Source organism: Amycolatopsis thermophila, from assembly GCF_030814215.1.
GTDB lineage: Bacteria > Actinomycetota > Actinomycetes > Mycobacteriales > Pseudonocardiaceae > Amycolatopsis_E > Amycolatopsis_E thermophila.
This window is the reverse complement of sequence record NZ_JAUSUT010000001.1, coordinates 3,373,670-3,399,940: the sequence shown is the minus strand read 5'-3', so window position 1 is coordinate 3,399,940 and position 26,271 is coordinate 3,373,670. Positions and strand designations below refer to the sequence as shown.

The 26,271-nt window shown below is 71.9% G+C and carries 21 protein-coding genes; 11 read left to right on the top strand and 10 right to left on the bottom strand.

Annotated features, from left to right (window positions below; genetic code table 11):
- Positions 1 to 45: 45 nt before the first annotated feature.
- From FB470_RS16785 to FB470_RS16760, 6 genes are all read right to left on the bottom strand, one after another.
- The gene (locus FB470_RS16785; protein WP_370876477.1) at positions 46 to 879 is read right to left on the bottom strand and encodes an SDR family oxidoreductase; all 834 of its coding nucleotides are present in this window, start codon (positions 877 to 879) and stop codon (positions 46 to 48) included.
- Positions 880 to 1,734: 855 nt separating this feature from the next.
- A complete protein-coding gene (locus FB470_RS16780; protein WP_306992647.1) occupies positions 1,735 to 2,559 on the bottom strand; it encodes a hypothetical protein in 825 nt (274 codons plus the stop codon).
- Complete coding sequence (locus tag FB470_RS16775) at positions 2,556 to 3,047, bottom strand: SigE family RNA polymerase sigma factor (RefSeq protein ID WP_306992646.1); 492 nt, start codon at positions 3,045 to 3,047, stop codon at positions 2,556 to 2,558. Before FB470_RS16775 ends, FB470_RS16780 begins: the two co-directional genes overlap by 4 nt.
- A gap of 76 nt (positions 3,048 to 3,123) precedes the next feature.
- Entirely contained in the window at positions 3,124 to 4,278 is a 1,155-nt protein-coding gene (locus tag FB470_RS16770; protein WP_306992645.1) for an acyl-CoA dehydrogenase family protein, read from the bottom strand.
- Entirely contained in the window at positions 4,275 to 6,236 is a 1,962-nt protein-coding gene (locus FB470_RS16765) for an acetyl-CoA carboxylase biotin carboxylase subunit (protein WP_306992644.1), read from the bottom strand. Before FB470_RS16765 ends, FB470_RS16770 begins: the two co-directional genes overlap by 4 nt.
- Before the next feature lie 5 nt (positions 6,237 to 6,241).
- Positions 6,242 to 7,855, bottom strand: coding sequence for a carboxyl transferase domain-containing protein (locus tag FB470_RS16760; protein ID WP_306992641.1), 1,614 nt, complete (start codon positions 7,853 to 7,855; stop codon positions 6,242 to 6,244).
- A gap of 171 nt (positions 7,856 to 8,026) precedes the next feature.
- Between FB470_RS16760 and FB470_RS16755 the strand changes: the two genes are divergently transcribed.
- Positions 8,027 to 8,605, top strand: coding sequence for a dihydrofolate reductase family protein (locus FB470_RS16755; RefSeq protein WP_306992640.1), 579 nt, complete (start codon positions 8,027 to 8,029; stop codon positions 8,603 to 8,605).
- A 46-nt stretch (positions 8,606 to 8,651) separates the two neighbouring features.
- Here the strand turns inward: FB470_RS16755 and FB470_RS16750 are convergent, their stop codons facing one another.
- Positions 8,652 to 9,431 carry an SGNH/GDSL hydrolase family protein gene (locus FB470_RS16750; RefSeq protein ID WP_306992638.1) on the bottom strand — a complete coding sequence of 260 codons (780 nt, stop codon included), beginning with the start codon at positions 9,429 to 9,431 and terminating at the stop codon, positions 8,652 to 8,654.
- Between the two features lie 153 nt (positions 9,432 to 9,584).
- On the opposite strand from FB470_RS16750, the gene FB470_RS16745 reads away from it, so the two are divergent.
- The 3 genes from FB470_RS16745 (at position 9,585) to FB470_RS16735 (ending at position 11,281) form a co-directional block, all read left to right on the top strand.
- On the top strand, positions 9,585 to 10,175 hold the full coding sequence (locus FB470_RS16745; RefSeq protein WP_094008602.1) for an SACE_7040 family transcriptional regulator: 591 nt from the start codon (positions 9,585 to 9,587) through the stop codon (positions 10,173 to 10,175).
- Between the two features lie 116 nt (positions 10,176 to 10,291).
- Positions 10,292 to 10,702, top strand: a complete 411-nt coding sequence (locus tag FB470_RS16740; RefSeq protein WP_370876673.1) for a hypothetical protein — start codon at positions 10,292 to 10,294, stop codon at positions 10,700 to 10,702.
- 156 nt (positions 10,703 to 10,858) lie between these two features.
- A complete protein-coding gene (locus FB470_RS16735) occupies positions 10,859 to 11,281 on the top strand; it encodes a hypothetical protein (protein WP_306992635.1) in 423 nt (140 codons plus the stop codon).
- 268 nt (positions 11,282 to 11,549) lie between these two features.
- Here FB470_RS16735 and metX read toward each other — a convergent pair whose 3' ends face one another.
- Both metX and FB470_RS16725 read right to left on the bottom strand, forming a co-directional pair.
- The gene (gene metX, locus FB470_RS16730) at positions 11,550 to 12,671 is read right to left on the bottom strand and encodes a homoserine O-acetyltransferase MetX (RefSeq protein ID WP_306999307.1); all 1,122 of its coding nucleotides are present in this window, start codon (positions 12,669 to 12,671) and stop codon (positions 11,550 to 11,552) included.
- A gap of 14 nt (positions 12,672 to 12,685) precedes the next feature.
- Positions 12,686 to 13,990 (bottom strand): bifunctional o-acetylhomoserine/o-acetylserine sulfhydrylase, encoded by a 1,305-nt coding sequence (locus FB470_RS16725; protein WP_306992633.1) that lies wholly within the window; start codon positions 13,988 to 13,990, stop codon positions 12,686 to 12,688.
- Between the two features lie 176 nt (positions 13,991 to 14,166).
- Between FB470_RS16725 and rdmE the strand changes: the two genes are divergently transcribed.
- The 3 genes from rdmE to FB470_RS16710 are packed head-to-tail and all read left to right on the top strand — an operon-like array spanning position 14,167 to position 17,964.
- On the top strand, positions 14,167 to 15,705 hold the full coding sequence (rdmE, locus tag FB470_RS16720; RefSeq protein ID WP_306992632.1) for an aklavinone 12-hydroxylase RdmE: 1,539 nt from the start codon (positions 14,167 to 14,169) through the stop codon (positions 15,703 to 15,705).
- Between the two features lie 16 nt (positions 15,706 to 15,721).
- Positions 15,722 to 17,233, top strand: coding sequence for a PucR family transcriptional regulator (locus FB470_RS16715; RefSeq protein ID WP_306992629.1), 1,512 nt, complete (start codon positions 15,722 to 15,724; stop codon positions 17,231 to 17,233).
- Between the two features lie 8 nt (positions 17,234 to 17,241).
- The gene (locus FB470_RS16710) at positions 17,242 to 17,964 is read left to right on the top strand and encodes an MOSC domain-containing protein (protein WP_306992627.1); all 723 of its coding nucleotides are present in this window, start codon (positions 17,242 to 17,244) and stop codon (positions 17,962 to 17,964) included.
- A gap of 3 nt (positions 17,965 to 17,967) precedes the next feature.
- On the opposite strand, the gene FB470_RS16705 is transcribed toward FB470_RS16710, so the two are convergent.
- Positions 17,968 to 18,900: a zinc-binding dehydrogenase gene (locus FB470_RS16705; RefSeq protein WP_306992625.1), complete on the bottom strand. Its 933-nt coding sequence runs from the start codon at positions 18,898 to 18,900 to the stop codon at positions 17,968 to 17,970.
- 156 nt (positions 18,901 to 19,056) lie between these two features.
- Here FB470_RS16705 and ald point away from each other — a divergent pair, with 156 nt between their 5' ends.
- The 4 genes from ald to FB470_RS16685 all read left to right on the top strand — a co-directional run bounded on the left by ald (position 19,057) and on the right by FB470_RS16685 (position 26,135).
- The gene (gene ald, locus FB470_RS16700; RefSeq protein WP_306992624.1) at positions 19,057 to 20,172 is read left to right on the top strand and encodes an alanine dehydrogenase; all 1,116 of its coding nucleotides are present in this window, start codon (positions 19,057 to 19,059) and stop codon (positions 20,170 to 20,172) included.
- Positions 20,173 to 20,437: 265 nt separating this feature from the next.
- Positions 20,438 to 21,490, top strand: coding sequence for an ABC transporter ATP-binding protein (locus tag FB470_RS16695; RefSeq protein WP_306992622.1), 1,053 nt, complete (start codon positions 20,438 to 20,440; stop codon positions 21,488 to 21,490).
- The gene (locus FB470_RS16690) at positions 21,490 to 22,371 is read left to right on the top strand and encodes an ABC-2 transporter permease (protein WP_306992621.1); all 882 of its coding nucleotides are present in this window, start codon (positions 21,490 to 21,492) and stop codon (positions 22,369 to 22,371) included. The genes FB470_RS16695 and FB470_RS16690 overlap by 1 nt, the downstream gene beginning before the upstream one ends.
- A gap of 23 nt (positions 22,372 to 22,394) precedes the next feature.
- Positions 22,395 to 26,135 (top strand): ABC transporter ATP-binding protein, encoded by a 3,741-nt coding sequence (locus tag FB470_RS16685; RefSeq protein WP_306992619.1) that lies wholly within the window; start codon positions 22,395 to 22,397, stop codon positions 26,133 to 26,135.
- Positions 26,136 to 26,271: the final 136 nt, after the last annotated feature.

Genomic DNA, 26,271 nt, shown 5'->3' with positions numbered 1-26,271 from the left:
CAACTCCGTTCACGTCTGGATCCTGTCCGCCGGATCGACGCTACTTCACGGCCGCCTCACCCTCGCCTCGTACTCCGCGCGAGCACCCGCATGCGCTTGCGTGAACACCTTGTCCGCGCCGATCGCCCGCATGAACCACTCGGCGACCGCGCGCGGCAGCAGCCGGCTGACCCGGCCGGTCACGTCCAGGGACTTCGGGACGAACACGTCGAACCGCGGCTTCTCCAGCGCCTCGACGATCGCCTTGGCGACGTCCTCCGGCCGCAGCGACGGGAACAGCTTCGTCTCCGGCAGCCCGTCCGCCAGGTGGGTGCGCACCACGGCGGGCATCACGCACGAAACGTCCACACCCGACCCGCGCAGCTCCTGCCGCACCGCCTCGGACAGCCCCACCACCGCGTGCTTGGTGGCGCAGTAGGTGGCCGCGCCGGGGAATCCGGCCTTGCCCGCCATCGACGCCACGTTGACGATGTGGCCGCGGCCACGCGGGCGCATGCGACGCACCGCCTCGCGGGTGCCGTGGATGACCGCGCTCAGGTTGACGTCGATCTGCTTGGCCGTCGCGGCGTCGTCCTCGTCGGCCAGCGGCGACAGCAGCATCACGCCGGCGTTGTTGATCAGCACGTCGATCGGGCCGAGACGGCGCTCGACCTCGTCCAGGAACTCGGTGAAACCGCGGTGGTCGGTGACGTCCAGGGGCAGGGCGATCGTGTCGCCGCCCAGCTCACCGGCGGTCTTGTCGGCCAGGACCGGGTCCAGGTCGCCGATCGCAACCTTCGCACCCCGGCCGACGAGGGCGCGAGCGGTGGTGGCGCCGATGCCCTGCGCGCCCCCGGTGATCACGATGACCTTGCCATGCAACGTTGCCATGGCGACCATACTGCCGGGTAACTAACACTCGCGCCAGAGGTGTCACACTCGGCGACCGTCCGAAGTGGCCAGGAACAGGCGTCCGCGCGGAAGCGCCCTGCCCTAAAAGGAGCTGGGTGGTCATCCCGTCGCCTGAGGCCGTCACATCACTGTGAGCCAGGCCCGCACCCTGCGCCGGGTCGCGAGCCGAAGAACACAAAGCGTGCGGGCCTGGCTCACAGTGATAGGCCTCAATCAGGCGACGGGATGACCACCCAGCGACCCACTGCATGAGGTGACGCGGCCTGCATTCCCCGGCCATCCCGGAGCCTGCCCGTCCGGCGAGGACATCTTTTGATCTTTTTCTTTTCGCCGCTTCGCGGCGGCAGGGCGCCTCACGGCGCTGAGCGGTCGCCTTGGGTGCCGACCTCCCCCGCCCCCTCCGGGTGGAGTGTTTTCGGTCGCCGAGCAGGCGTGTCAAGGCGGGAAAGAGTACCTTGACACGCCTGATCGGCGACCAAAGGCGGGCTGGGGATCGGGGGCGGGGGAGGTCTGGGGAGTCCGTGTGCCGGCTTGCGTTGCCGGCCGGCGGGAGGCCTCGTGAGGGGCACACCTCGCCTAGCGTTGCCGGGTTCCGGTTCGGCTGGTGGGGGCCTGCCTCGCCTGGCGTTGCCGGGCGCCGGGAGGTCTCGTGGGGTCCGCGCCTCGCCTGCGTCGCAGGCCGCCGGGAGGTCTAGGGAGGCCGCGCCTCGCCTGCGTCGCAGGCCGCCGGGAGGTCTGGGGAGGCCGTGCGTCGCCTGGCGTTGCCGGGCGTCGGGAGGTCTCGTGGGGCCCACGTCGCCTTGCGTTGCCGGTCGCCGGATCGTGCGTGTCCCGCCTCGGCCCTCAGCAGTTGTGCGTCGCCAGTTCGAGGTCCAGGCTGAAGACCTTCTGCGCCGGACTGGTGTGGAACACGTACACCGCCTTGGGGTTGCCCGGCACTGGCGCCGTGATGGTGTAGTCGGCCGTCGTGGCGTTCGGGTACGCGGCCATCACCTCGGCGTCCGTCGAACCGGCTCCCAGGCCCTCCGGGGTCGTCACGCCCGTCTTCGCCGGGATGCGGGCCACCCCGTACGTCGGCGAGATGTCCACCGGCGCATCGTTGGTGCCACGCAGCCAGTAGCGGTGGCACGGGCTGCCGGACACGCCCTCCGACATGTCGAACTCGTCCGTGGCCACGGCCGCCGATTCGCTCATCCCCAGAACCAGCCGGCCCCAGCCGGTCGGCCCGAGCGTCTTGTCCGTCGAAGCCGGCCGCTGCTGGGAGCTCGTCGCCGCGCCGGTGGTCCTCGGGGCGCTCCGGGTGGCGACGTTCGAACCGGGCACGGTCGCCGGTGCGGACACCGCCGACGACGGGGGCGGCACGCTGCTGGAATCCGCCGTCGGCACCGGGGGCGGGCCGGACACGGACACGGCGCTCGACGGAAGCGTCGTGAGCGGCAGGTTGGTCGCGGGCAGCGTGTCGTCGGTGCCCCCGCCGACGCCACCGAGCGCGATGCCCGCCACGGCCACCACGGCGACCGCCATCGCGCCGCCGACCACCGTCGCCGCCTGGCGCCGCTGTCGCCGCCGGCGCGCGCCGGCCACGATCAGCAGCTCGGCACCGGGCCGCACGGGCACGTCGACCCGCTCGTCCTGGAACAGCCGGTCCAGCTCGTCTTCGAGGTTCACGACTCGTCCCCCGCCAAAACCAGGCTCCCCAACTTCCCCCGCAGACCGGCCAGCGCCTTGCTGGCCTGGCTCTTCACCGTCCCCGGGCTGATCCGCATCGCCGCCGCGATCTCGGCCTCGGACAGTCCTTCGTAGTAACGCAACACGATGACGGTCCGTTGCCGCGGCGGCAAATCGGCGAGCGCCAGCCACAGGGGCTCGTTCTCGAGACGATCGACCGGGGCGACCGGCGGAGGCTCCGGGATGTCGGCGACCAGGTTCTCCCGCCGCCTGCTGCGCCACCGGCTGACGTGCGTGTTCGCCATGGCCCGCTTCACGTACGGCAGCGGGCTCTCGGCGGCGCGCAACGACGACCAGCGGACGCCGATCTTCTCCAGCACGATCTGCACCAGGTCAGCCGCGTCGTGCGGATTGCCGGTCAGGAGATGGCCGTAACGGAGCAGCCCGGGTAGCGCCACCCGTACGAACTCCGCGAAATCCTCGTCCACCGCGCCCCCCGCCGTCCCGGCTCGTCCCGGGGGTACACGCGCGGGAGGCGCGGCAGGTTGCCTCAGCGCACCGGGTTCACCGAAGCCCCAGCTCACGGGCGATCAGCATGCGCTGCACCTCGCTGGTGCCCTCACCCACCTCGAGGATCTTCGCGTCCCGGTAGAACCGGCCGACGGGGAACTCGTTCATGAACCCGTACCCGCCGAAGATCTGCGTCGCGTCGCGGGCGTTGTCCATCGCCGCGTTCGAGGAGACCAGCTTGGCGATCGAGGCCTCCTTCTTGAACGGCTCGCCGCGCAGCATCTTCGACGCGGCCGCGTAGTAGGCCAGGCGTGCGGTGTGGGCGCGGACCTCCATGTCCGCGATCTTGAACTGGATGGCCTGGTACTCGCCGATGCGGTGCCCGAACGCCTCCCGCTCACGGGCGTAGCGCAGGCACTCGTCGACGCACCCCTGCGCGAGCCCGACGCTCAGCGCCGCGATCGCGACCCGGCCCTCGTCCAGGATGGACAGGAACTGGGCGTACCCGCGGCCGCGCTCGCCGAGCAGGTTCTCCGCGGGCACCCGGCAGTCCGCGAAGGACAGTTCGTGGGTGTCCGAGGCGTTCCAGCCGACCTTCGAGTACTTCGGCGCGACCGTGAACCCGGGGGTGCCGGACGGCACGATGATCGCCGAGATCTCCTTGCCGCCACCGGGCTTCTCCCCCGTCACGGCGGTGACCGTGACCAGCCGGGTGATGTCGGTGCCGGAGTTGGTGATGAACGACTTGCTGCCGTTGATCACCCACTCGTCACCGTCCAGCTTGGCCGTGGTGCGGGTCGCGCCGGCGTCCGAGCCGCCGCCGGGTTCGGTCAGGCCGAACGCGCCCAGCGCCTCACCCGAGCACAGCTGCGGCAGCCAGCGTTCCTTCTGCTCCGCCGAGCCGAACCGGTAGACGGGCATCGCGCCCAGCGACACGCCCGCCTCGAGCGTGATCGCCACCGACGAGTCGACCCTGGCCAGCTCCTCCAGCGCCAGGCACAGCGCGAAGTAGTCGCCGCCCATGCCGCCGTACTCCTCGGGGAACGGCAGCCCGAACAGGCCCATCCGGGCCATGCCGCGCACGATCTCGTACGGGAACTCCTCGCGCTCGTAGAAGCCGCCGATGACGGGGGCGACCTCGGTCTGCGCGAAGTCGTGCACGGTCTTGCGCAGCGCCTCGTACTCTTCGCCGAGCCGGAAGTCGATCATTTCTGCTCCTTGACCACCGCGAGCGTCTCGTCGAGGGCCACCTGCTGGCCCACCTGGACGCGGAGTTCCTCGACCACGCCGTCTACCGGGGCGACCAGCGTGTGTTCCATCTTCATCGCCTCGACGACCAGCAGCGGCGCTCCCGCGCTCACCACGTCGCCCTGCGCGACCTTGACCACCAGCACCGTGCCCGGCATCGGGCTGGTCACCGGACCGGCCGCGTTCGCCTCGCCGTGCGTGGCGAGCAGGTTGGGTCGCTCGCCGACCACGACACCGTGCCCGTCCCGGCCCAGCCACACCCGGTCCTGCGGCGCGTCGGCGCGCAGGTACCGGCGGAACTCGCCGCCGTAGTGCACCTCGAGCCGGTTCCCCTTGCGCTGGGCGGAAACCGGGATCGCTTCGCCACCGTCCACAGTCACCCGTGCGGCGTCCGGCGAGCCCTCGACGGTGACGAGCGCCTCGGCGTCCCCGGCCCGCAGCCGGAACGTGACGCCGCCCGGACCGCCGAGCCTCCAGCCGCTGGGCACCGCCCACGGGTCGGACCCGTCGGCGGGCACCAGGCCGAGCAGCCGGTCCATCGCGGCCGCGACGAAGAACTCCTCCGGCACCTGCGACTCGACCAGGTCGTCGAGGCGCCGCTCGACGAGGCCGGTGTCGAGGTTCCCGGCCCGCACGTCGGCGTCGTTGAGCAGCGCGCGCAGGAAGGTCACGTTGGTGGGCACACCCAGCACGGCCGTGCCGGCCAGCGCCCGGTCGAGCCGGTGCAGGGCCGATGCGCGGTCCGGGCCCCACGCGATCACCTTGGCCAGCATCGGATCGTAGTTCGACCCGACCACGAGCCCCTCGGCCAGCGAGGAGTCGACGCGCACGCCCTGGCCGCGCGGCTCGTCGAGAGCCAGCACGGTGCCGCCGGTGGGGACGAACCCGCGCGCCGGGTCCTCCGCGTAGACGCGAGCCTCGACCGCGTGCCCGTCGAGCCGGATGTCGTCCTGGGTGAAGGACAGTCGTTCACCGGCCGCGACCCGAACCTGCCACTCGACCAGGTCGAGGCCGGTCACCATCTCGGTCACCGGGTGCTCCACCTGCAGGCGGGTGTTCATCTCCATGAAGAAGAACTCGTCCGGCTTGCGCGCGGAGACGATGAACTCGACGGTACCCGCGCCGACGTAGCCGACCGAACGGGCCGCTTCGGCGGCCGCGGCGCCCATGCGTGCGCGGGTCTCCTCGTCGAGCAGCACCGACGGCGCCTCCTCGACGATCTTCTGGTGCCGCCGCTGCAGGCTGCACTCGCGTTCACCGAGGTGCAGCACCGTGCCGTGGGCGTCGGCGAGCACCTGGATCTCGATGTGCCGGGGCGTGGTGACGAACCGCTCCAGCAGCAGCCGGTCGTCGCCGAAGGCCGAGCGGGCCTCCCGCTGGGCGGATTCGACGGCGGCCGCCAGCTCGCCGGGTTCGGTGACGAGCCGCATGCCCTTGCCGCCACCGCCCGCGGACGGCTTGAGCAGCAACGGGTAGCCGACCTCGTCCGCGGCCTTCGCGAAGTCGTCCACATCGGACAGTCCGGGGACGACCGGGACGCCGGCCGCGGACACGGTCGCCTTGGCGCGGATCTTGTCGCCCATCGCGTCGATCGCGCTCACCGGCGGGCCGATGAAGACCAGCCCGGCCTTCTCGCACGCCGCCGCGAACTCGGCGTTCTCCGCGAGGAAGCCGTATCCGGGGTGGACGGCCTGCGCGCCGGACTCGACGGCCGCGCGGACGACGTCCGGAATGGACAGATAGCTGCGCGTCGCCTCCGCCGGGCCGATGCGGATCGCGGTGTCGGCCTCGTGCACGTGCCGCGCGTCCGCGTCAGCGTCGCTGTAGACGGCGACCGAGCGGATGCCCAGGCGCCGCAGCGTGCTGATGACGCGGACGGCGATCTCGCCGCGGTTGGCGATGAGGACGGTGTCGAACATGCCCCTCACATCCGGAAAACGCCGTAGCCGACCGGTTCCAGCGGCGCGTTGGCCGCCACCGACAGCGCGAGACCGAGCACCATGCGGGTGTCCGCCGGGTCGATCACGCCGTCGTCCCACAGCCGCGCGGTCGAGTAGTAGGGGCTGCCCTGCTCCTCGTACTGACGGCGGATGGGGTCCTTGAACGCCTCTTCCTCCTCGGCGGACCACTCGCCGCCGCGGCCCTCGATCGAGTCGCGCCGGACGGTCGCCAGCACCGACGCGGCCTGCTCGCCGCCCATCACGGAGATCCGCGCGTTGGGCCACATCCACAGGAAGCGGGGCGAGTACGCCCGCCCGCACATCGAGTAGTTGCCCGCCCCGAACGAACCGCCGATGATCACCGTCAGCTTCGGCACGCGCGCGCACGCCACGGCGGTCACCATCTTGGCGCCGTGCTTGGCGATGCCGCCCGCCTCGTAGTCGCGGCCGACCATGAACCCGCTGATGTTCTGCAGGAACACCAGCGGGATGGAGCGCTTGTCGCACAGCTCGATGAAGTGGGCACCCTTCATGGCCGACTCGGCGAACAGCACGCCGTTGTTGGCGATGATGCCGACCGGGTGCCCGTGGATGTGCGCGAAACCGGTGACGAGGGTGGCGCCGTACTCCTTCTTGAACTCGGCGAAGCGGCTGCCGTCGACGATGCGCGCGATCACCTCGCGCACGTCGTAGGGGGTGCGCGAGTCGGTGGGGACGACGCCGTAGAGCTGGCCCGGGTCGACGACGGGGGCCTCGGCCTGGCGCACCTCCCACGGGCGGGGGCTGCGCGGGCCGAGGGTGGCGACGATGTTGCGGACGATCGACAGGGCGTGCGCGTCGTCGTTGGCCAGGTGGTCGGTGACGCCGGACTGGCGGGCGTGGACGTCGCCGCCGCCCAGTTCCTCGGCCGTGACGACCTCGCCCGTGGCGGCCTTCACCAGCGGCGGGCCGCCGAGGAAGATCGTGCCCTGGTTGCGGACGATGACCGCCTCGTCGCTCATCGCCGGGACGTACGCGCCGCCCGCCGTGCACGAGCCGAGGACGGCCGCGATCTGCGGGATGCCGCGGGCGGACATGGTCGCCTGGTTGTAGAAGATGCGGCCGAAGTGCTCGCGGTCCGGGAACACGTCGTCCTGTTTGGGCAGGAACGCGCCGCCGGAGTCGACCAGGTAGAGGCACGGGAGGTTGTTGTGCAGGGCGACCTCCTGCGCGCGGAGGTGCTTCTTGACCGTCATCGGGTAGTACGTGCCGCCCTTGACGGTCGCGTCGTTGGCGACGATGACGCACTCCCGGCCGGAGACGCGGCCGATGCCGGTGATGATGCCCGCGGCCGGGGCCTCGTCGTCGTAGAGCCCGTTCGCGGCCAGCGGCGAGAGCTCCAGGAACGGCGAGCCCGGGTCGAGCAGGGCGTCCACCCGGTCGCGCGGCAGGAGCTTGCCGCGTTCCACATGGCGGGCACGCGCCTTCTCGGGGCCGCCCGTGCGGGCGGCCGCCAGACGCTTGCGCAGATCCTCGGTGAGCTCCGCGTGGGCAGTCGCGTTTCGGGCGTACTGCTCGCTTCGCGGGTCCGCGGAGGTGCCGAGCACCGGGAAGTCCATGCCCCTCCTCGTCCGACGCCGAACACGGTTAGTAGGCGTTAACGTATGGACCGATGTTAACCACTACTAACGTCCCTGTCCAGGGTCGGGGGCGGGAAGGTGTCGAATGGCGCCGGGCGCGTTCGACGTGGAGGTGACAGCCACGCAAAACCGCACCCGAGGAGGGGCACCATGACCGCCACCTACACGTTCGACGTCTTCACCAGCCTCGACGGCTTCGGCGCCGCCGGCGGCGACTGGCAGGGCTACTGGGGCAAGCAGGGCCCCGAGCTGCTCGAGCACCGCCTCGCCTTGTACGACGAGGAGCAGCGGATGGTGTTCGGGGCCAACACGTACCGGGCGTTCACGCAGATGCTGGCCTCGGGCACCGAGGACGACTCGGTCCGCGACCCGTGGGTGACCCGGATGCGGCACCTGCCGGCGACCGTCGTGTCGTCCACGCTGCGGGGACCGCTCGACTGGCCGGACGCGACCGTGGTGCGCGGCGACGCCGTCGACATCATCGCCCAGCTCAAGAAGGAGTCCGACGTTCCGTTGCGCTCACACGGCAGCCTGTCGCTGAACCGGACGCTGATGGCCGCCGGCCTGGTCGACCGCGTCCAGGTGACGCTCTTCCCGGTGATCACCGCCCGGACCGGGCTGGATCCGATCTTCCGGGGCGGCGCCGACTTCGACCTGGAGCTTCTGGAGAGCCGGACGCTCGACGGCCGCACGCAGGAGCTGATCTACCGGCCCACGCCGCACACCTGAGCGCCATCGAGGGGCGGCCGCACCGGACGGCCGCCCCTCGATGGCGTCAGCCGAGCGCGGCCACCAGTGACGGGTAGTAGCCCTGGGCCTGCCCGGTCGCCGTCGGGTGGTAGGACTCGTCGATCGGGTACGTCACGCTGTGCAGCCACGCGTCGCCGGAGCAGATCTCGTGGCCGGTGAAGGCCGGGCGCACGTCGGCGAACGCGAAGCCCGCCTCCGAGGCCTTCTTCTGGATGACCGAGTCCAGCGCGTCCGCGCCGCCGTTGATGTAACCGCGGGACGTATCGGACAACCCGACCGAACACGAGCCGCCGATCTTGTAGAAGTGCGGGTACCCCAGCGCGATCACGGTGGCCTTCGGGGCGCGCGACCGGATCTCGTCGTAGGTGTTCTCCAGCAGCCCGGGCAGTGTGCCGTTGACGAAGGCCTTCGCGTTGTCGATCGCGGTCTTGCAGCCGGAGTCCCCGCCGAGGATGCAGTCCTGCATGACGCCCGCGAAGCCCGCGTCGTTGCCGCCGACGCTGATCGTGACCAGGTCGGTCTCCCTGGACAGCGCGCTGAGCTGGTTGTTCCGCACGTCCGAGGTCTTCGCGCCGGAACACGCCTGGAAGTTCAGCGAAGCCGCGGTCTGCCCGGAGTAGAGCACCGGGTAGGCGTTCGAGCTGCGCTTGCAGCTGGACGAGTCGAGGTAGCTGCCGGCGCCCACCCCGGATGAGTAGGAGTCACCGAGCGCGACGTAGTCGAGGGTGGCGGCACCCGCCACCCCGGGGAACAGGCCGATCGTGGCCAGGGCGGCGACGACGGTGGTAGCAAGCCTTCTCAGCACAGCGGGGACCACCTTCCGTGAGTAATCAACTCACTGAACGATTACCAGGTGCAATGCTCACGAGGGAGCCCCTTTTCGGAGGCTTTTGCGCTACCAACAGGTGACAGCCGGCTGACGTTAGCGCTCGCTAACCTGACTCGATAAGATGTTCACGTGTCGACGAGTCCCACGCCGCTGGTCACCGGCGAGAAGGCCACCCGCCGCGAAGAGATCCTGAGCGCGGCCGCGGAACTGTTCGCCCGGCACGGCTTCCACGGCGTCGGCATCGACGACATCGGGGCGGCCGTCGGCATCTCCGGTCCCGCGCTGTACCGGCATTTCCGCAGCAAGGACGCGATGCTCGGGGAGATGCTGAACTCGATCAGCCACTACCTCCTCGACGGTGGTACCGCCCGCGTCGACGCCACCGCGGACCCGGAGCAGGCGCTGGCCGAGCTGGTCGAGTTCCACGTCGACTTCGCCCTCACCCACCCGTCGCTGATCACGGTGCAGGAGCGCAACCTGGCCAACCTCACCGACGCCGACCGCAAGCAGGTGCGGGCGCTCCAGCGTCGTTACGTGGAGATCTGGGTCAAGGTGATCCGGGACGCCGTCCCCGGAGTGGGGGAACGCCAGGCGCGCTCGGCGGCACACGCCGTGTTCGGGTTGATCAACTCCACGCCGTACAACCGCCATCTGGACGACGACGAACTGGCCGTCCTGCTGCGGCGTCTCGCGCTGGGGGCGCTGCAGGCCGCGGCGTGATCATCACGTCACTCGTTTTTCCCACTACCGTTGAACGCCTTTCCCCGGCTTTGATAGATCCCGTGACCCAGGACCGGGAGCGGCTGATCTCGCGGGCGCAGCGCGCCCTCGTCGCGATGCAGCTCGGCCGCGACGACGACGCGCTCGAGGAGGTGGCGCCGTCGAGCAGCGCCGAGACGCGCGAGCTGATGCTGCTCCTGTTCGAGGAGTGCAGCACGATGGTGACCACGCTCGGCGACGGCGGCAGTGCCCCGGTGAAGGTGCAGGTGTTCGACGAGACCGGCGAGGAGGTCTCCATCGACCAGGCCGACCCGCCGGTGCGCACCGCGGTCCGCACGCTGCTGGCGGAGGTCCACGGCAACGCGGAGGCCGCGGCGGAGCAGGTGGAGATCGCGCTGGCGAGCGCCAACCGCGACGAGGTGGACAGCCTGACGCTGCAGGCGCTGCGCTGGACGATGCGCCTGTCGGCCGAATGCCTCGAACGGGACCTGCCTGTGACGGACTGGATCTCCGAGGCGCTGACCTAGGGGTCGCCGCCGGCCCCGGTCGACGGGGGCCGACGGGGGCCGGTTTTGCCGCTCGTTCGAGTGGTTTTCTCGCCCGCTCGCTCTGTTAGTCTTTTTCGCGATTCTCACGTTGTTCGTGAGAAGCACGCCGCCCCGTCGCGATCGGAAGGGGATTCCATGAAGTGGCGAGTCCTCACCATCGCCGCGCTGACGTCGCTGTCCGCGGTGCTGCTCCCGCCGGCGACCGCCCCCGCGGCGTGGGCGGTGACGAAGTGCCGCCAGGTGCACGCGTCGTTCCCCGGTGCGGAGATCGGCGGCACCCTGTGCGAGGGGCGCAACTTCAGCGTCAAGGGCTGGGTGAAGGACACGGCGGCCGACGAGCACGAGGCGGTGTTCCGCATCCAGTACGTCACGCCCGACGACTTCATCCCCAGCCACGAGCAGACCTACACGCAGGACGTCGCCACCACGAAGGGCAAGCCGTCCGGCTACGTGAAGGAGTTCGACGCGCAGTTCCAGGTCTCCGCACACGACCTCGTCGCGCAGCCCTGCGTCTTCAACGGCAACGACGGCCGTACCTGCGCCGAGAAGTGGTACTGACTGCTCCACCATCGCGCGGCCGCGCACTGGCCCACCTGCGGGTGCCCCGCCTGGGCGGCGGGCGAGCACGGACTGGCCCCGACCGGGTGCGCGGGGACAAGGCCGACTCCTCCCGCGCCAGCCGCACCCACCTCCACGGGCGGGGTCCGGGCGGCCATCCACAACGGCGAGGAATCGCCACCCGGTTCGACAAACCCGCCACCGTCTACCGCGCCGCCGTCCTCCTCCACGACGTCATCACCTGGACAAACGCTTTGCCAGACGCGGCCTAGTGGAGCAGGGCCTTCACCAGCGCCGCCACCTGCGCCGTCTCGATGAGGAACGAGTCGTGCCCGTACGGCGAACTGATCTCCGCCGCCTCGCCCGCTCCCGGGATCCCCGCCGCCAGTTCGTGCGCCTGCCGCATCGGGTAGAGGCGGTCGCTGTCCACGCCCGCGATGATGCTCCGGGCGGTCACGCCCGCCAGCGCCGCGCCGACCCCGCCGCGGTCGCGGCCCACGTCGTGCGTGTTCATCGACTCCGTGAGCAGCACGTAGGACGCCGCGTCGAAGCGGCGCACCAGCTTGTCCGCGTGGTGGTCGAGATAGGACTCGATCGCGTACCGGCCGCCGTCCAGCGGGTTCTCCGCACCCTGCGGCTGCCGGCCGAACCGCTGGTCCAGCTCCAGCGAGCTGCGGTAAGTCACGTGCGCGATCCGACGGGCCACCCCGAGCCCGCGATGCGGCCCCGCGCCCGGCGGAGCGTCGTGGTAGTCGCCGCCGCGCCAGCCCGGGTCGGACGTGATCGCGTGCAGCTGCGGCGCGGCCCAGGCGATCTGGTCGGCCGACGACGCCGCCGGGGCGGCCAGCACCAGCAACCCCGCCACCCGCGCGGGAAACGTCACCGCCCACTCCAGTGCCCGCATGCCGCCCATCGACCCGCCGAGCACCGCGGCCCACCGCGACACACCCAGCTCGTCGGCGACCACGGCCTCGGCCCGGACCTGGTCGCGGATCGTGATCCGCGGGAACCGGCCGCCCCACGTCCGCCCGTCCGGGTCGGCCGACGACGGCCCGGTCGAACCCTGGCACCCGCCGAGCACGTTGGGCACCACGACGAACAGCTCGTCGGTGTCCAGCGCGCGCCCCGGCCCGATCAGGCCGTCCCACCAGCCGGGCGTGGGGTGCCCGGGCCCGGCCTCCCCGGCGGCGTGACTGTCACCGGTGAGGGCGTGCTCGATCAGGACCGCGTTGGAGGCGTCGGAGTTCAACCGCCCCCACGTCTCGTACGCGATCCGGTACTCCGGCAGCGTCCCGCCGGCGTCCAGCCGCAACCGCCCGCCGGCGGCCCACCGCCGCCGTCCCGGTGGATCACCCTCCCGCCACGCACCGGTCGCCGGAGGGGGATCCACAGTGGACGCATCGGTCACAGGTCCGCCTTGGCGGCCCGGAACCCGGCCTCCAGGTCGGCCTTGAGGTCCTCCAGGCCCTCGAGCCCGACGGCGAGCCGCACGAGGCCCGGCGTCACGCCGCTGGCCAGCTGCTCCTCGGGGGTGAGCTGGCTGTGGGTGGTGCTGGCGGGGTGGACGATGAGACTGCGCACGTCACCGATGTTAACCAGCTGGCTGTGCAGCTCGGTGCCGTCGACGAACTTCCGCCCCGCCTCGACACCGCCGCGCAGGTCGAACGACAGCACCGCGCCGGCACCCTGCGGCAGGTACTTGCGCGCCAGCTCGTGGTGCGGGCTGGAGGGCAGGCTCGCGTAGTACACGCGCTCGACCTCGTCGCGCTGCTCCAGCCACTCGGCCAGCGCCCTGGCGTTGCTCACGTGCCGCTCGACGCGCAGCGACAGCGTCTCGATGCCCTGCAGGATGAGGAAGCTGTTCAGCGGCGCGATCGCCGCGCCGGTGTCGCGCAGCAGCTGGACGCGGGCCTTCGCGGCGTACGCGCCGGGGCCGAGCGCCTCCCAGTACTTGAGACCGTGGTAGCTCGGGTCCGGCTCGGTGAAGCCGGGGAAGCGCTGCGGGTACGCGCCGAAGTCGAAGGTGCCGGCGTCGACCAGCACACCGGCGATGGTGGTGCCGTGGCCGCCGAGGTACTTGGTCGCCGAGTGCACGACGACGTCGGCGCCGTGCTCGATCGGGCGCAGCAGGTACGGGGTCGGGATCGTGTTGTCCACGATCAACGGCAGGCCGGCCTCGTGCGCGACATCGGCGACCGCGCGGATGTCGAGCACGTCGCTGCCCGGGTTGGCCAGGGACTCCCCGAAGAAGGCCTTGGTGTTCGGGCGGATCGCCGCGCGCCACTCGTCCAGGTCGTTCTGGTCCTCGACGAAGGACACCTGCACGCCCAGCTTCGGCAGGGTGTAGTGGAACAGGTTGTAGGTTCCGCCGTAGAGCTTGGGGCTGGACACGATGTGGTCGCCGGCGTTGGCCACGTTCAGGATCGCCGCGTTGGTGGCGGCCGTGCCGGACGCGAACGCCAGCGCGGCCACGCCGCCCTCCAGCGCCGCGACGCGCTGCTCGAGCACGTCCGTCGTCGGGTTCATGATCCGCGTGTAGATGTTGCCGGGCTCGGCGAGGCTGAACAGGTCGGCGCCGTGCTGGCTGTCGCGGAAGACGTACGACGTGGTCTGGTAGATCGGGGTGGCGCGGGCACCCGTGGCCGGGTCGGGGCTCGCGCCGGCGTGGATCTGCTTGGTCTCGAAGGACCAGGCCTGCGACTCGGTCATCGTCGTTCTCCTCGGTACTGGGCGGGTCTTCCGGCGGGCGCCGCAACCGAAGCTAGCGAGATCGGCGCAGCGCCCCCAACAGTTCCCACCCAATGGGAGCAATCTCTCTTGTCAACTAAATCTCTTAGTGTCTAAGATTCATGGCCACGGGGATTTCCACCACAAGGGAGAAGATCATGGAAAGAGTCGACGTTCTGGTCGTGGGCGCCGGTCTCGGCGGCCTGTCCGCGAGCATGTTCCTGGCCATCGAGGGCGTGCGGGTGCTGACCGTGGAGCGGCACCCGGGCACGGCCCTGCACCCGCGCGCGTCCGGTCAGACGCCGCGCACGATGGAGCTGTACCGGTTCGCCGGGATCGACCACGAGGTGCTGGGCGTCAGCAAGCGCGCCTCGCAGGGCCTGCGCATCACCGTCAGTTCGAGCCTGCAGGGTCCGGTGTTCCACCGGATCGTCGAAGACCTCGGTGAGTTCGACCTCAGCCCGGCTACCGCGGCGCCGTGGGGCATGGCCGGGCAGGACGTCGTCGAGCCGATCCTGCTCGAGCGCGCCCGCAAGGCCGGCGCGGACGTGCGGTTCTCCACCGAACTGGTGTCGTTCGAGCAGGACGACGACGGGGTGACGGCAGTCGTGCGCAGCGGCGGGGAGGAGACCACCGTGCGGGCGTCCTACCTGGTCGCCGCGGACGGCGGGCGGAGCCGCATCCGGGAGGCGCTCGGCGTGCCGACCACCGGGCCCGGGGCGATCGCGCACTCCATCGGGGTCGTGTTCGACGCCGACCTCGGCGACCACCTCGAGCGCGACGTCACCGACCTGTACTACCTGCAGAACCAGGAGTTCACCGGTGCGCTCACCAACACCGACACCCCCGGCCGCTACGTGTTCGCGGTCGACCTGCACCCCGAGCGCGGCGAGAGCCGCGACGACTTCCCGCAGGAGCGGCTGGTCCGCCTGATCCGGATCGCCACCGACCTGCCCGGTCTCCAGCCGGAGATCCGGTGGACCGGCGCGTGGGAGATGGCGGCACGCATCGCCGAGCGGTTCTCGGTGGGCCGCGTGTTCCTGGTCGGCGACGCGGCGAAGGTCACCCCGCCGACGGGCGGCATGGGCGGCAACACGGCGGTCGGCGACGGGCACGACATCGCGTGGAAGATCGCCGCCGTCGTCCGCGGTGACGCCGGCCCCGGTCTGCTGGACAGCTACGAGGCCGAGCGCAAACCGATCGCGGAGATGGTGGTCGGCACCTCGTTGCACAACGCGAAGGAGCGGATGTTCCCCGACCTCGACCTGTCCGGGGCGCCCGAGCCGGTGGACCAGGTGGCCTTGACGCTCGGGTTCCGCTACCGCTCGGGCGCGGTGCTCGCGGACGACGACGACCGGCTGGAGAACCCGGTCGAGCCGTCCGGGCGTCCCGGCTTCCGCGCGCCGCACCTGCCCACCGCGACCGGCTCCACGTGGGACTTCCTGGGCCACGGCTGGGTGCTGTTCGGCACGGCCGGGTGGCGGGAGCCGGCCGAGGCGGTGCGCGCGGAGACGGGGATCGCCCTGGCGTACCGGGAACGCGGCACCGACTTCGACGACCCCGGCGACGTGTTCGGCCTCGGCGACGGCGGCGCGAGCCTGGTCCGCCCGGACGGGATCGTCGCGTGGCGCGCCGGGGAGGTGGCGGATCCGGCCGGCACGCTGTGGGACGTCCTGGCCCGTGTGCTGAGCAGGTAGACCGTATCCTGCGGAAATGGTGTCCGTCCGCAGTGTGGTCGACCGGGTGGGCCCGACCCTGCTGCACGCCGTGCAGCTCCCGGACCCCGGTCCGGTGGTCGCGGACGTGGTGATCGCCGAGCCCGGGACGCCCGCGCAACTGGCGGCGGGGGACCTGGTGCTCGGCGTCGCCGTCGCGGACGTGGACACGGCGGTGGACCTGGTGAAGCACAGCGCGGCGGCCGGGGCCGCGGCGGTGTTGTTCAAGCCCCCGGTCGCGCGCAAACCCGCCGTGCGGCGGGCGGCGAAAGCGGCGGGCATCGCGTTGATCGAGGTGCGCGCGGCGACGGCGTGGGCGCAGCTGGTGTGGCTGCTGCGCACGGTGCTCGACGCGGCGGCGGAGGAACCCGAGTCGCTGGAGGGCGATCCCGGGTCGGGCGACCTGTTCCGGCTCGCCGACGCGGTCGCCGCGGTCGTCGACGCGCCGGTGACCATCGAGGACACCAACTCGCGGGTGCTGGCGTACTCGGCGCGGCAGGACATCACCGACCCGGCTCGCGTGTCGACGATCATGGGCAGGCGCATCCCGGACGACGTGCTCGCGAAGTTCCGCTCCCGCGGCGTGTTCCGCGAACTGTCCCGCGGACGGCAGACGATTTTCGTGCCGGCGCAACGGGATGGCACGCTGCCGCGGCTCATCGTGCCGATCCGCATGGGCGGCGAGCTGCTCGGCTCGATGTGGGCGGTGGTGCGCGGGCCGGTGTCGGACGAGCGGGCGGCCGCGTTCGCCGACACCGCGCCGGTCGTGGCGCTGCACCTGTTGCGGCGGCGGGCGCACGCGGACGCCCAGCGGCGCGCGTCGGCCGAGCTGCTGCGCGCGGTGCTGGAGGGCAAGACCGGGCCGCGCACGGCGATCGCGGAGCTGGAGCTGACCGACGAACCGCACCGGGTCGTCGTCATCGACACCCCCGGCGACGACGAGGGTCTGCGGCTGGCCTTGCTGGAGCGGATGTCGCAGGGCATCGGGCGGCGTCCCATCGCGACGGAGATGGGCGGGCTGCTGTACGCGGTCGTGCCCGACGGCGCGGACTGGCCGGCGCTGGCTTCGCGTGGCGCGTCCCGGGTCGCGGCCGGGAGTGCGGTGAAGATCGGCGAACTGCCGCGGTCGCGCGCCGAGGCGGAGGAGACGCTGAGCCTGCTGCGGGCCGGGGTGATCGACGGGCCGTCCGGGAGTTTCGACGGGCTGTGGACGGCGCTGGCGTTGCACCGCACGGCGACGGCGGCCGTGGCCGCGGGTGTGGTCGCGCTCGGGCCGCTGGAGGAGTTGCGCGAGTACGACCGGGCCAACCGCACGGACTACGCCGGCACGCTCTACGAGTGGCTGCGGCACCCCGGCGATCCGCGGTCGGCCGCGCAGGCGTTGCGGATCCACCCCAACACGTTCCGGTACCGGATGCGGCGCGTGCTCGAACTCGTGCCGCTCGACCTGGACGACCCGGACGTCCGGTTAGCATTGCTGGTCCAGCTGGTCGCCGTGCGCTGGGCGTAGGAGGGGTCGTGTTCGAGGGTTCGGTGGTCGCGCTGCACCGGTGGCCGGTGAAGTCGTTGCGCGGCGAGGAAGTCCGCGCCGCGCGGTTCGACGAGCGGGGCATGGCGGGCGACCGGGCGCACGCGCTGGTCGACGGCCGCGAGAAGCGTGCCGGCCGATTGCTGACGGTGCGGCAGAACCCGGCGATGCTCGGCTGGGGCGCGGGTTACGGGGAGCTGATCGACCCGCCGAAGCCGCCGGTGCTGCGGGCGCCGGACGGGCGGGAGTGGTCCTGGGACGAGCCCGGTCTGGCCGGTGCGCTGGCCGGATCGTTCGGCATGCCGGTGGATCTGCGCGCGGCCGACGGGCAGCAGGACCGCGGCCCGACGGTGCTGGTGACGTTCGCGGCGTCCCTGGCCGCGCTGTCGGCGGAACTCGGCGCGCCCGTCGACCTCCGCCGGTTCCGCCCCAACGTCCACCTCACGCTCGACGCCCCCGCCTTCGCCGAGGAGGACTGGGGCGCCGGAACGACGCTGGAGGTCGGCGAGGTGGTGCTGGAGGTCGCCGGCGAGCGGACCGGGCCGTGCATCCGGTGCGCGGTGCCCAGCTGGGACCCCGACGGCCGCGAACGGTGGCCCCGGCTGCAAACCCACCTGATCGACCGGCACGACAACAAGTTCGGCGTGATCCTGCGGGTGGCCAGGGCGGGAGTGATCAACGCCGGGGACGCGGTCCGGGCCCGGCCCGCCTGAGGGTCAGACCTCCAGCAGCGTCTTGCCGATCGTCGCGCGGGTTTCGATCGCGCGGTGGGCGTCGGCGGCTCGCTCGAGCGGGAAGCGTTGCCCCACAAGGGGTTTCACTCGTCCCGCCGCGGCTTCGGCCAGGATCCACGACGTGCAGGCCCGCAGGTCCGCCGCGCTGCCCAGCGGTCCGCGGTGCAGGCGGACGCCGCGGGCGGCCGCCGACTCCGCGGAAACCGACGTCCACGCACCGCTCGCCAGGCCGTAGCTGAAGTGCCGCCCGCCGCGGCGCACCAGCTCGAACGCGGCGTCCCCGATCGCACCACCGACGCCGTCGAACACGACGTCCACGGGGCCGACCCGCGACGCCCAGTCCGGCTGCGTGTAGTCGACCGTCTCGCGCGCGCCGAGGTCTTCCGCCACCGCCGTCTTCCGCGCACCCCCGGCGGCCGCGATCACGAAAGCCCCGGCGTTGCGGGCCAGCTGCACCAGGACGCTCCCCACGCCACCCGCGGCGGCCTCCACCAGCACCCGCTCCCCGGCCGACACCTCCGCCGCGCGGAGCAACGCCGTCGCGGTCCGGCCGTCCGCCAGCAACGCCACCGCGTCGTCCAGAGCCAGACCGTCCGGGACGCGGAACGGGGCCGCCACGTCGACCACGACGCGCTCGGCGTACCCGCCCGTCCCGTTCAGGCTCGTCACCACGGGCGCCCCCACCAGGTCGGCCGGCCCGTCCAGGACCACCCCGCCGACCCCGTTGCCCGGGATCACCGGCAGCTCGGCCCGGAACGGACCCGGCAGGCCCGCCCGGAACTGGGTCTCGACGAACGTGGTGCCGGCGAACGTCACCCCGATCAGCACCTGCCCCGCGCCGGGCACCGGGTCCGGCGCCTCCCCGGGCACCAGCGCGTCGGGCCCGCCGAACTCCTTCAACCACACGGCTCTCATGGGGATCAGCGTGCGATCTCCACCAAGGTGGAGGTCAAGAGCTTGTCGTGCGGGCACCATCGCGGCGCAGGAGAATTGTCGTGGAGGAACGATGACACCGCCATCCGGGTGGTTCACCGTGGTCAGCACCACGTCCGCCAGGTGCAGGAGGAAGCAGTGCGCATCGCCGTCCCCCGCGAGGTCAAGAAGCACGAGTACCGCGTCGCCGTGACCCCGGCCGGGGTGCACGAGCTGACGACGCGGGGCCACGAGGTCTTCATCGAAACCGGCGCCGGCACCGGGTCCGCCATCAGCGACGACGAGTACACCGCCGCCGGGGCGAAGATCCTCGCCACCGCGGACGACGTCTGGGCCGAGGGCGAGATGGTCCTCAAGGTCAAGGAGCCGGTCGCCGAGGAGTACCCGCGGCTGCGCCGTGACCAGGTCCTGTTCACCTACCTCCACCTCGCCGCGGACCGGCCGCTCACGCAGGCCCTCCTGGACGCCGGCACCACCGCGATCGCCTACGAGACCGTGCAGCAGCCCTCCGGCGCGCTACCGCTGCTCGCGCCGATGTCCGAGGTCGCCGGGCGCCTCGCGCCCCAGGTCGGCGCCCACTCGCTGATGAAGCCCAGCGGCGGCCGCGGGGTCCTGCCGGGCGGCGTGCCCGGCGTGCACCCCGCGCGCGTGGTCGTCATCGGTGGCGGTGTCGCCGGCCTCAACGCCGCGCGCATCGCGCTCGGTCTCGGGTCCGATGTCGAGATCCTGGACACCAATGTGGACCGCCTCCGCCAGATCGACCACGACTTCGCCGGCCGCATCCGCACCGTCACCTCGAACGCCTTCGCCGTCGAGCAGGCCGTGCTGGAGGCCGACCTCGTGGTCGGCGCCGTGCTGGTGCCCGGCGCGCGGGCGCCGAAACTGGTCTCCACCGACCTGGTCGCGCGGATGAAGCCGGGCAGCGTGCTCGTGGACATCGCGATCGACCAGGGCGGCTGCTTCGCCGACTCGCACCCGACCACGCACGACGAGCCCACCTACCAGGTGCACGAGTCGGTCTTCTACTGCGTGGCCAACATGCCCGGCGCGGTTCCGCGCACGAGCACCTACGCGCTGACCAACGTGACGCTGCCCTACGCCGTCCAGCTCGCCGACCGCGGATGGCAGGCGGCCCTGCGCGGCAACCAGCCGTTGTCGCTGGGCCTCAACGTCCACGCCGGTGCGCTCACGAACGCTCCGGTCGCCGAGGCGCACGACCTGCGGCACACGCCGTTGGCCGACGTCCTGGCCTGATCGGTCGCGGCGGTTCCCGCCCGTGAGGGACCGCCGCGCTCCCGGTGCGATCCGTGAAGAAGTTTTCCGCCCCCGCGTGGGCGAAGTCCGGCGATACCGCCTAAGCTGGTACACGGCGGCCCGCTCCCAGTGACCCCCAGGCTGGTTGAGCGGGCCGCCCCTTTGTCTCCTCCCCGCCGACACGCGGCCCCCGCGCGGCTCGAACCGAACACGAGTAGGGCACTATGTGCCCGCGATCATGTTCACCGGGCCGGGAGGGGCGCGCATGCAACACGACGGCAGCGGCCGGATAGTCGTGCAGAACCTGAGCAAACACTTCGGGCCGGTCGCCGCGGTGCAGAACCTGAGCTTCGAGGTCCGGCCCGGTTCGGTGACGGGCTTCCTCGGCCCCAACGGCGCGGGGAAGACGACCACCCTGCGCATGTTGCTCGGCCTGGTGACGCCCTCCGCGGGCGTCGCGACGATCAACGGCCGCCCCTATCACCAGCTGGGCAACCCGGCGCAGGTCGTGGGCGCGGTACTGGAGAACGAGGGCTTCCACCCGAAGCGCAGCGCGCGCAACCACCTGAAGGTGTACGCCGCGGCGATCGGCGCGCCGGACCAGCGCGTCGAGGAGGTGCTGGGCCTGGTCGGGTTGTCCGGTGCCGCGGACCGCCGCGCCGGCGGGTTCTCGCTCGGCATGCGGCAACGGCTGGCGCTGGCGACCGCGCTGCTCGGCAACCCGCAGGTGCTGGTGCTGGACGAGCCGGCGAACGGCCTCGACCCGGAAGGCATCGTGTGGCTGCGCAACTTCCTGCGCGCCTACGCCCGCGAGGGCCGCACCGTGCTGGTGTCGAGCCACCTGCTGTCCGAGGTGGAGCAGACGATCGACCAGGTGGTCATCATCAGCCACGGCGTGACGCGCTACTACGGCCCGCTGGACCAGCTGCGCAGCAGCCAGCAGTCGCGCGTGCTCGTGCAGGCGGCGGACCCGAACGCGCTCGTGAAAGCGCTTCAGGAAGGCGGCTTCACCCAGGTGGAGCCGACGCCGGACGGCCGGGTCGCGGTGCTCGGCGCGACCCGCCAGCAGATCGGTGACCTGGTCGCCAAGGCCGGGATCGCGGTGTACGGCATCGAGGAGGAGCGGGCCGACCTGGAGAAGCTGTTCTTCCAGCTGACCAGCCCGCAGTACGCCGGGATGCCGCAGCAGCCCTACGGCGGGCCGCCGCAGCAGGGCGGCTGGGGACCGCCGCCGCCGGGATACCCACCGCAGCAGCAGTACCAGCAAGCACCGCCGGGATACCAGCAGGGCCACGGCGGCTGGGGAGGTCAGGGCTGATGGGCCGGTTGATCAAGGCGGAGTTCCGCAAGACGCTCAGCCTCAACACCTGGTGGATCCTGGTGATCCCGCTGGTGCTGGTCTCGTTCTGGATGTCGTTCGCCTGGGGCAAGATCACCAACGACTTCGCCGACTGGATCGGCTCCGGCACCGCGCGGATCATCGCCGAGCAGGCCGGCGTGTCGGCGGACGCGCTCCCGGTGGGGTTGCTGAGCATCGCGCACGGCGTGAACATCGCGCAGCTGGTGCCGGCGATCTTCGGCGTGTTCGCGCTCGCCGGCGAGTACAACAGCAAGACGATCACGACGACGTTCCTGACGGCGCCGAACCGGGTGTCCGCGCTGACCGCGAAGATGATCACCTACATCCTGTGGGGCGCGCTGTACGGCCTGCTCAGCTTCGGGCTGGCCGCGCTGGCGACGGTGATCACCGTGGACAGCGACCGGCTGCCCACCGGCGGGCAGTGGATGGCCGCGCTCGGCGCGACCATCCTGGCCTACGTCCTGGTGACGCTGTTCGGCATCGGGTTCGGCGCGGTGCTCAACAAGATCGTGCTCGCGGTGATCCTGCTGATCGGCTACTTCCTGATCGTGGAGAACGTGCTCGTCGTCGTGCTGTGGAACACCAGCGACGTCTTCGGCGCGATCCTGCCGAACGGCACGGCGAACGGCATCGTGGGCGGCATCGCGGCGAAGGCGTTCGGCATCGACTCGATCAACCTGCCGGGTGGCGTGGAGCACTGGGACAAGCTCGGGCTGCAGCTCTCGGCCGGGGCGCCCGGCGTGATCTCGTGGTGGGCCGCCGCGCTGGTCTTCCTGGCCTGGACCATGGCGTTCTTCCTCGGCGGCTGGGCCTCCAACCAGCGCCGCGACATCACCTAGCCCGGCACGCATAACCTGGCGGGGTGACTGCTGCGCCACCCATCGCCGAGAACTCTCCACAGGGCTGGATCCGCCGGCTGGCCGCGGCCTGCTGGCGGCATCCGGCCCTGGTCGTGACGTCGCTGGCCGCGGCGGTGTTCAGCGTCGGCCTGCAGGCCGCCAGCCCGCTGCTGGTGAAGCTGGCCGTCGACGACGCGGTGGTGGGGCAGACCGAGCGGCTGGGGCTGCTCGTCGGCGGCCTGATCGCCGTGCAGGTGCTGATGTTCGGCACCGCGTTCGTCCGCCGCTACCTGGGCGGACGCCTGGCGCTGGACGTGCAGCACGACCTGCGTCAGCGGGTGTTCGACGCGGTGTCGCGGCTGGACGGCGGCAAGCAGGATTCGCTGCGCACCGGCCAGGTGGTGTCGCGCGCGATCACCGACCTGCAGCTGGTGGTGTCGCTGCTGTTCGTCGTGCCGTTGTCCGCGGGTTCGGTCGTGTTCGCGCTGTTCTCGCTCGCCGCGATGCTGTGGATGTCACCGGCGCTCACGCTGATCGCGCTGGTCGTGGTGCCTGCGGTGGTGATCGTCGCGACTTCCGCGCGCAAGCGGCTGTTCCCGGCGACCTGGTCGGCGCAGCAACGGGCCGCGGACGTGGCCCAGCACGTCGAGGAGACCGTCACCGGTGTCCGCGTGGTCAAGGGCTTCGGGCAGGAGGCGCGCGAGGTCGCCCGGTTGGAGAAGACCGCGCGGCGACTGTTCGCCGAGCGGCTGCGCTCGGCGCGGCTGGCGGCGATCCCCACGGCGACGACGTCCGCGCTGCCCGCGGCCGGTCAGGTCGCGGTGCTGGCGTTCGGCGGGCTCCTGGCGCTGAACGGCCAGGTGACGCTCGGCACGTTCCTCGCGTTCGCCAGCTACGTGTCCGGGCTGATCGGCCCGGCGCGGATGATGTCGGCGCTGGTGGTGCAGGCGCAGCTGACGCGGGCGGGCGCGGAACGCGTGTACGAGCTGGTCGACGCTCAGCCCGAGGTCACCGACCCGGCCGACCCGCAGCCGCTGCCCGACGGTCCCCTGGGCATCGAGCTGGACGACGTCCGCTTCGGCTACACGCGGTCGGAACCGGTGCTGGACGGGCTGAGCCTGCGCGCCGAACCCGGGGAGACGCTGGCGCTGGTCGGCACGGCGGGCTCGGGCAAGTCGACGATTTCGCTGCTGCTGCCCCGCTTCTACGACGCGCACTCGGGCAGCGTGCGGATCGGTGACCGCGACGTGCGGGACGTCCGGCTGGCCGACCTGCGCCGCGCGATCGGCGTGGTGTTCGAGGAGGCGTTCCTGTTCTCCACGTCGATCCGCGACAACATCGCCTACGGCCGCCCGGACGCCGGCGACGAGGAGGTGATCGCCGCGGCCAAGGCGGCCGAGGCGCACGACTTCATCTCCGCGCTGCCGGACGGCTACGACACCGAGGTCGGTGAACGGGGCCTGACCCTCTCAGGTGGTCAACGGCAGCGGCTCGGCCTGGCGCGGGCGCTGCTGACCGATCCGCGGGTGCTGATCCTGGACGACGCGACGTCCGCCGTGGACACGGTCACCGAGGCCGCCATCTACGAGACGCTGCGCTCGGTCACCGCGACCCGCACCACGCTGCTGATCGCGCACCGCAAGTCCACGCTGTCGCTGGCCGACCGGATCGCGGTGCTCGACGCCGGGCGCGTGGTGGACGTCGGCACCGCGGCCGAACTGGAGGAGCGGTGCGAACTGTTCCGCGAGCTGACCGCCGGCCCCGGTGAGGGCGTCGAGCAGGTCCACAAGCGCGACTGCGTGACCAGCCCGGAGACCGGGACCACACCCGCGCTGTGGCCGGACACCGGCGACCGGGACGCGGTCGACGAGATGGCCGAGGCGGCCCAGCAGCGCAACGCTCCCGCGCCCGTGCCGGGCGGTGGTGGCATGGGCGCCGGCAGTGCCCTGGCCGCCCCGCCGACACCCGAGCTGCTGGAGGGCGTCCGCAAGCTGCCACCGGCCACGGACCGGCCCGAGCTGGACCCGCGGTCGGCCACCGAGCCCGATCCGCGGTTCCGGCTCGGGTCCGCGCTGCGGCCGGTGCGCGCGCTGCTGATCACCGCGATCCTGCTGGTCGGTCTGGACGCGGCGGCCTCGATCGCGTTGCCCGCCCTGTACCAGCAGGGCGTCGACCACGGTGTCCGCACCGGGCTGACGTGGGTGGTGTGGCTGACCGCCGGCATCGGGGCGGCGATCATCGTGGCGGACTGGTTCGTGATCGCGGCGCAGACCCGGATCACCGCGCGAGCCGGCGAGACCGTGCTGTACTCGCTGCGGGTCCGCAGCTACGCGCAGCTGCAGCGGCTCGGGCTTGACTACTACGAGCGCGAACTGTCCGGCAAGATCATGACGCGGATGACGACCGATGTGGACGCGTTGTCGACCTTCTTGCAGACCGGTCTGGCGCAGGCCGTGATCAGCGCGCTGACGCTGGTCGGCATCACGGCCGCGTTGCTCGTGACGGACGTTTCGCTGGCGTTGTACGCGTTGTCGGTGATGCCGGTGCTGGTGATCGCGACGGTGATCTTCCGGCGCCTGTCGAGCGCGGCCTACACCGAGGCGCGGGAGAAGGTCAGCGTCGTCAACGCCGACATGCAGGAGAACGTGAGCGGGTTGCGGGTGGCGCAGGCCTACCGCCGCGAGGAGCGGTCCGCCGAGGTGTTCGCCTCCCGCAGCGACGCCTACCGCCGGTCACGGCTGCGGGCGCAGCGCTACGTCGCGACCTACTTCCCTTTCGTGACACTGCTTTCCGGTATCGCGGAAGCGGTCGTGCTGGTGGCGGGCGCGAACCGGGTCGCGAACGGCACGCTCGCGGTCGGTGTGCTGCTCGGGTTCCTGCTGTACCTGAACCTGTTCTTCTCGCCGATCCAGCAGCTGTCGTCGGTGTTCGACGGCTACCAGCAGGCGAAGGTCGGCCTGCGGCGGATCGGCGACCTGCTGCGGACGCCGACGTCGGTGCCGCCGCCCGCGGACCCGGTCCCGGTGCCCGAACGCCTGCGCGGCGACGTCGCGTTCGACGCGGTCGACTTCTCCTACGCGGGCACGGATTCCCTGGCGCTGACCGATGTTTCGCTCAAGGTGTCGCCCGGTGAGACGGTGGCGCTGGTCGGGGCGACGGGAGCCGGGAAGTCCACTGTGGTCAAGCTGGCGGCTCGGTTCTACGACGCGACGAGCGGCAAGGTGAGCATCGACGGGGTGGACGTGCGGGACTACGACCTGGCCGGGCTGCACCGGCGGATGGGCGTGGTGCCGCAGGAGGCGCACCTGTTCTCCGGCACGGTGGCCGACAACGTCCGCTACGGCGCGCCGTCCGCGAGCGACGCGGAGGTCGAGGCCGCGGTGCGGGCGGTGGGCGCTCTCGACGCGGTGGCCGCCATGCCGCAGGGTTTCCGCCAGCCGGTCGGCGAACGCGGACGATCGCTGTCGGCGGGCCAGCGCCAGCTCGTCGCACTGGCCCGGGCGGAGCTGGTGGACCCGGACGTGCTGCTGCTCGACGAGGCGACGGCCGCGCTGGATCCGTCGACGGAGGCGGCGGTGCTGGCCGCGACCGAGACGGTCGCCAAGCGCCGCACGACCTTCGTGGTGGCCCACCGCCTCGCGACGGCGGCGCGCGCCGACCGGATCGTGGTGCTCGACCACGGCCGCATCGTCGAGCAGGGCACCCACGAGGAACTCCTCGCCGCGGACGGCCACTACGCCCGGCTGTGGAAAACGGGCGCGTAGCCGGGAACGCGCCGCGCGGCGGATGCTGGCGGCTGGTTTCCGGCGGCAGTGTGTGGCCGGCGGTAGTTGTGGTGGATGTTCCAGATCGCCAGGGCTTCTTCGCTGGTCCAGCGGCGGGCACGGGGGAACTCCTCAT

What these genes read in the sequence shown, in the direction of transcription:
- FB470_RS16785 (WP_370876477.1), bottom strand. Translation starts at nt 879, where the DNA reads ATGGTCGCCATGGCAACGTTGCATGGCAAGGTCATCGTGATCACCGGG.
- FB470_RS16770 (WP_306992645.1), bottom strand. Translation starts at nt 4,278, where the DNA reads ATGATCGACTTCCGGCTCGGCGAAGAGTACGAGGCGCTGCGCAAGACC.
- FB470_RS16765 (WP_306992644.1), bottom strand. Translation starts at nt 6,236, where the DNA reads ATGTTCGACACCGTCCTCATCGCCAACCGCGGCGAGATCGCCGTCCGC.
- FB470_RS16760 (WP_306992641.1), bottom strand. Translation starts at nt 7,855, where the DNA reads ATGGACTTCCCGGTGCTCGGCACCTCCGCGGACCCGCGAAGCGAGCAG.
- FB470_RS16755 (WP_306992640.1), top strand. Translation starts at nt 8,027, where the DNA reads ATGACCGCCACCTACACGTTCGACGTCTTCACCAGCCTCGACGGCTTC.
- FB470_RS16740 (WP_370876673.1), top strand. Translation starts at nt 10,292, where the DNA reads ATGCAGCTCGGCCGCGACGACGACGCGCTCGAGGAGGTGGCGCCGTCG.
- FB470_RS16735 (WP_306992635.1), top strand. Translation starts at nt 10,859, where the DNA reads ATGAAGTGGCGAGTCCTCACCATCGCCGCGCTGACGTCGCTGTCCGCG.
- FB470_RS16725 (WP_306992633.1), bottom strand. Translation starts at nt 13,990, where the DNA reads ATGACCGAGTCGCAGGCCTGGTCCTTCGAGACCAAGCAGATCCACGCC.
- rdmE (WP_306992632.1), top strand. Translation starts at nt 14,167, where the DNA reads ATGGAAAGAGTCGACGTTCTGGTCGTGGGCGCCGGTCTCGGCGGCCTG.
- FB470_RS16715 (WP_306992629.1), top strand. Translation starts at nt 15,722, where the DNA reads ATGGTGTCCGTCCGCAGTGTGGTCGACCGGGTGGGCCCGACCCTGCTG.
- FB470_RS16705 (WP_306992625.1), bottom strand. Translation starts at nt 18,900, where the DNA reads ATGAGAGCCGTGTGGTTGAAGGAGTTCGGCGGGCCCGACGCGCTGGTG.
- FB470_RS16695 (WP_306992622.1), top strand. Translation starts at nt 20,438, where the DNA reads ATGCAACACGACGGCAGCGGCCGGATAGTCGTGCAGAACCTGAGCAAA.
- FB470_RS16690 (WP_306992621.1), top strand. Translation starts at nt 21,490, where the DNA reads ATGGGCCGGTTGATCAAGGCGGAGTTCCGCAAGACGCTCAGCCTCAAC.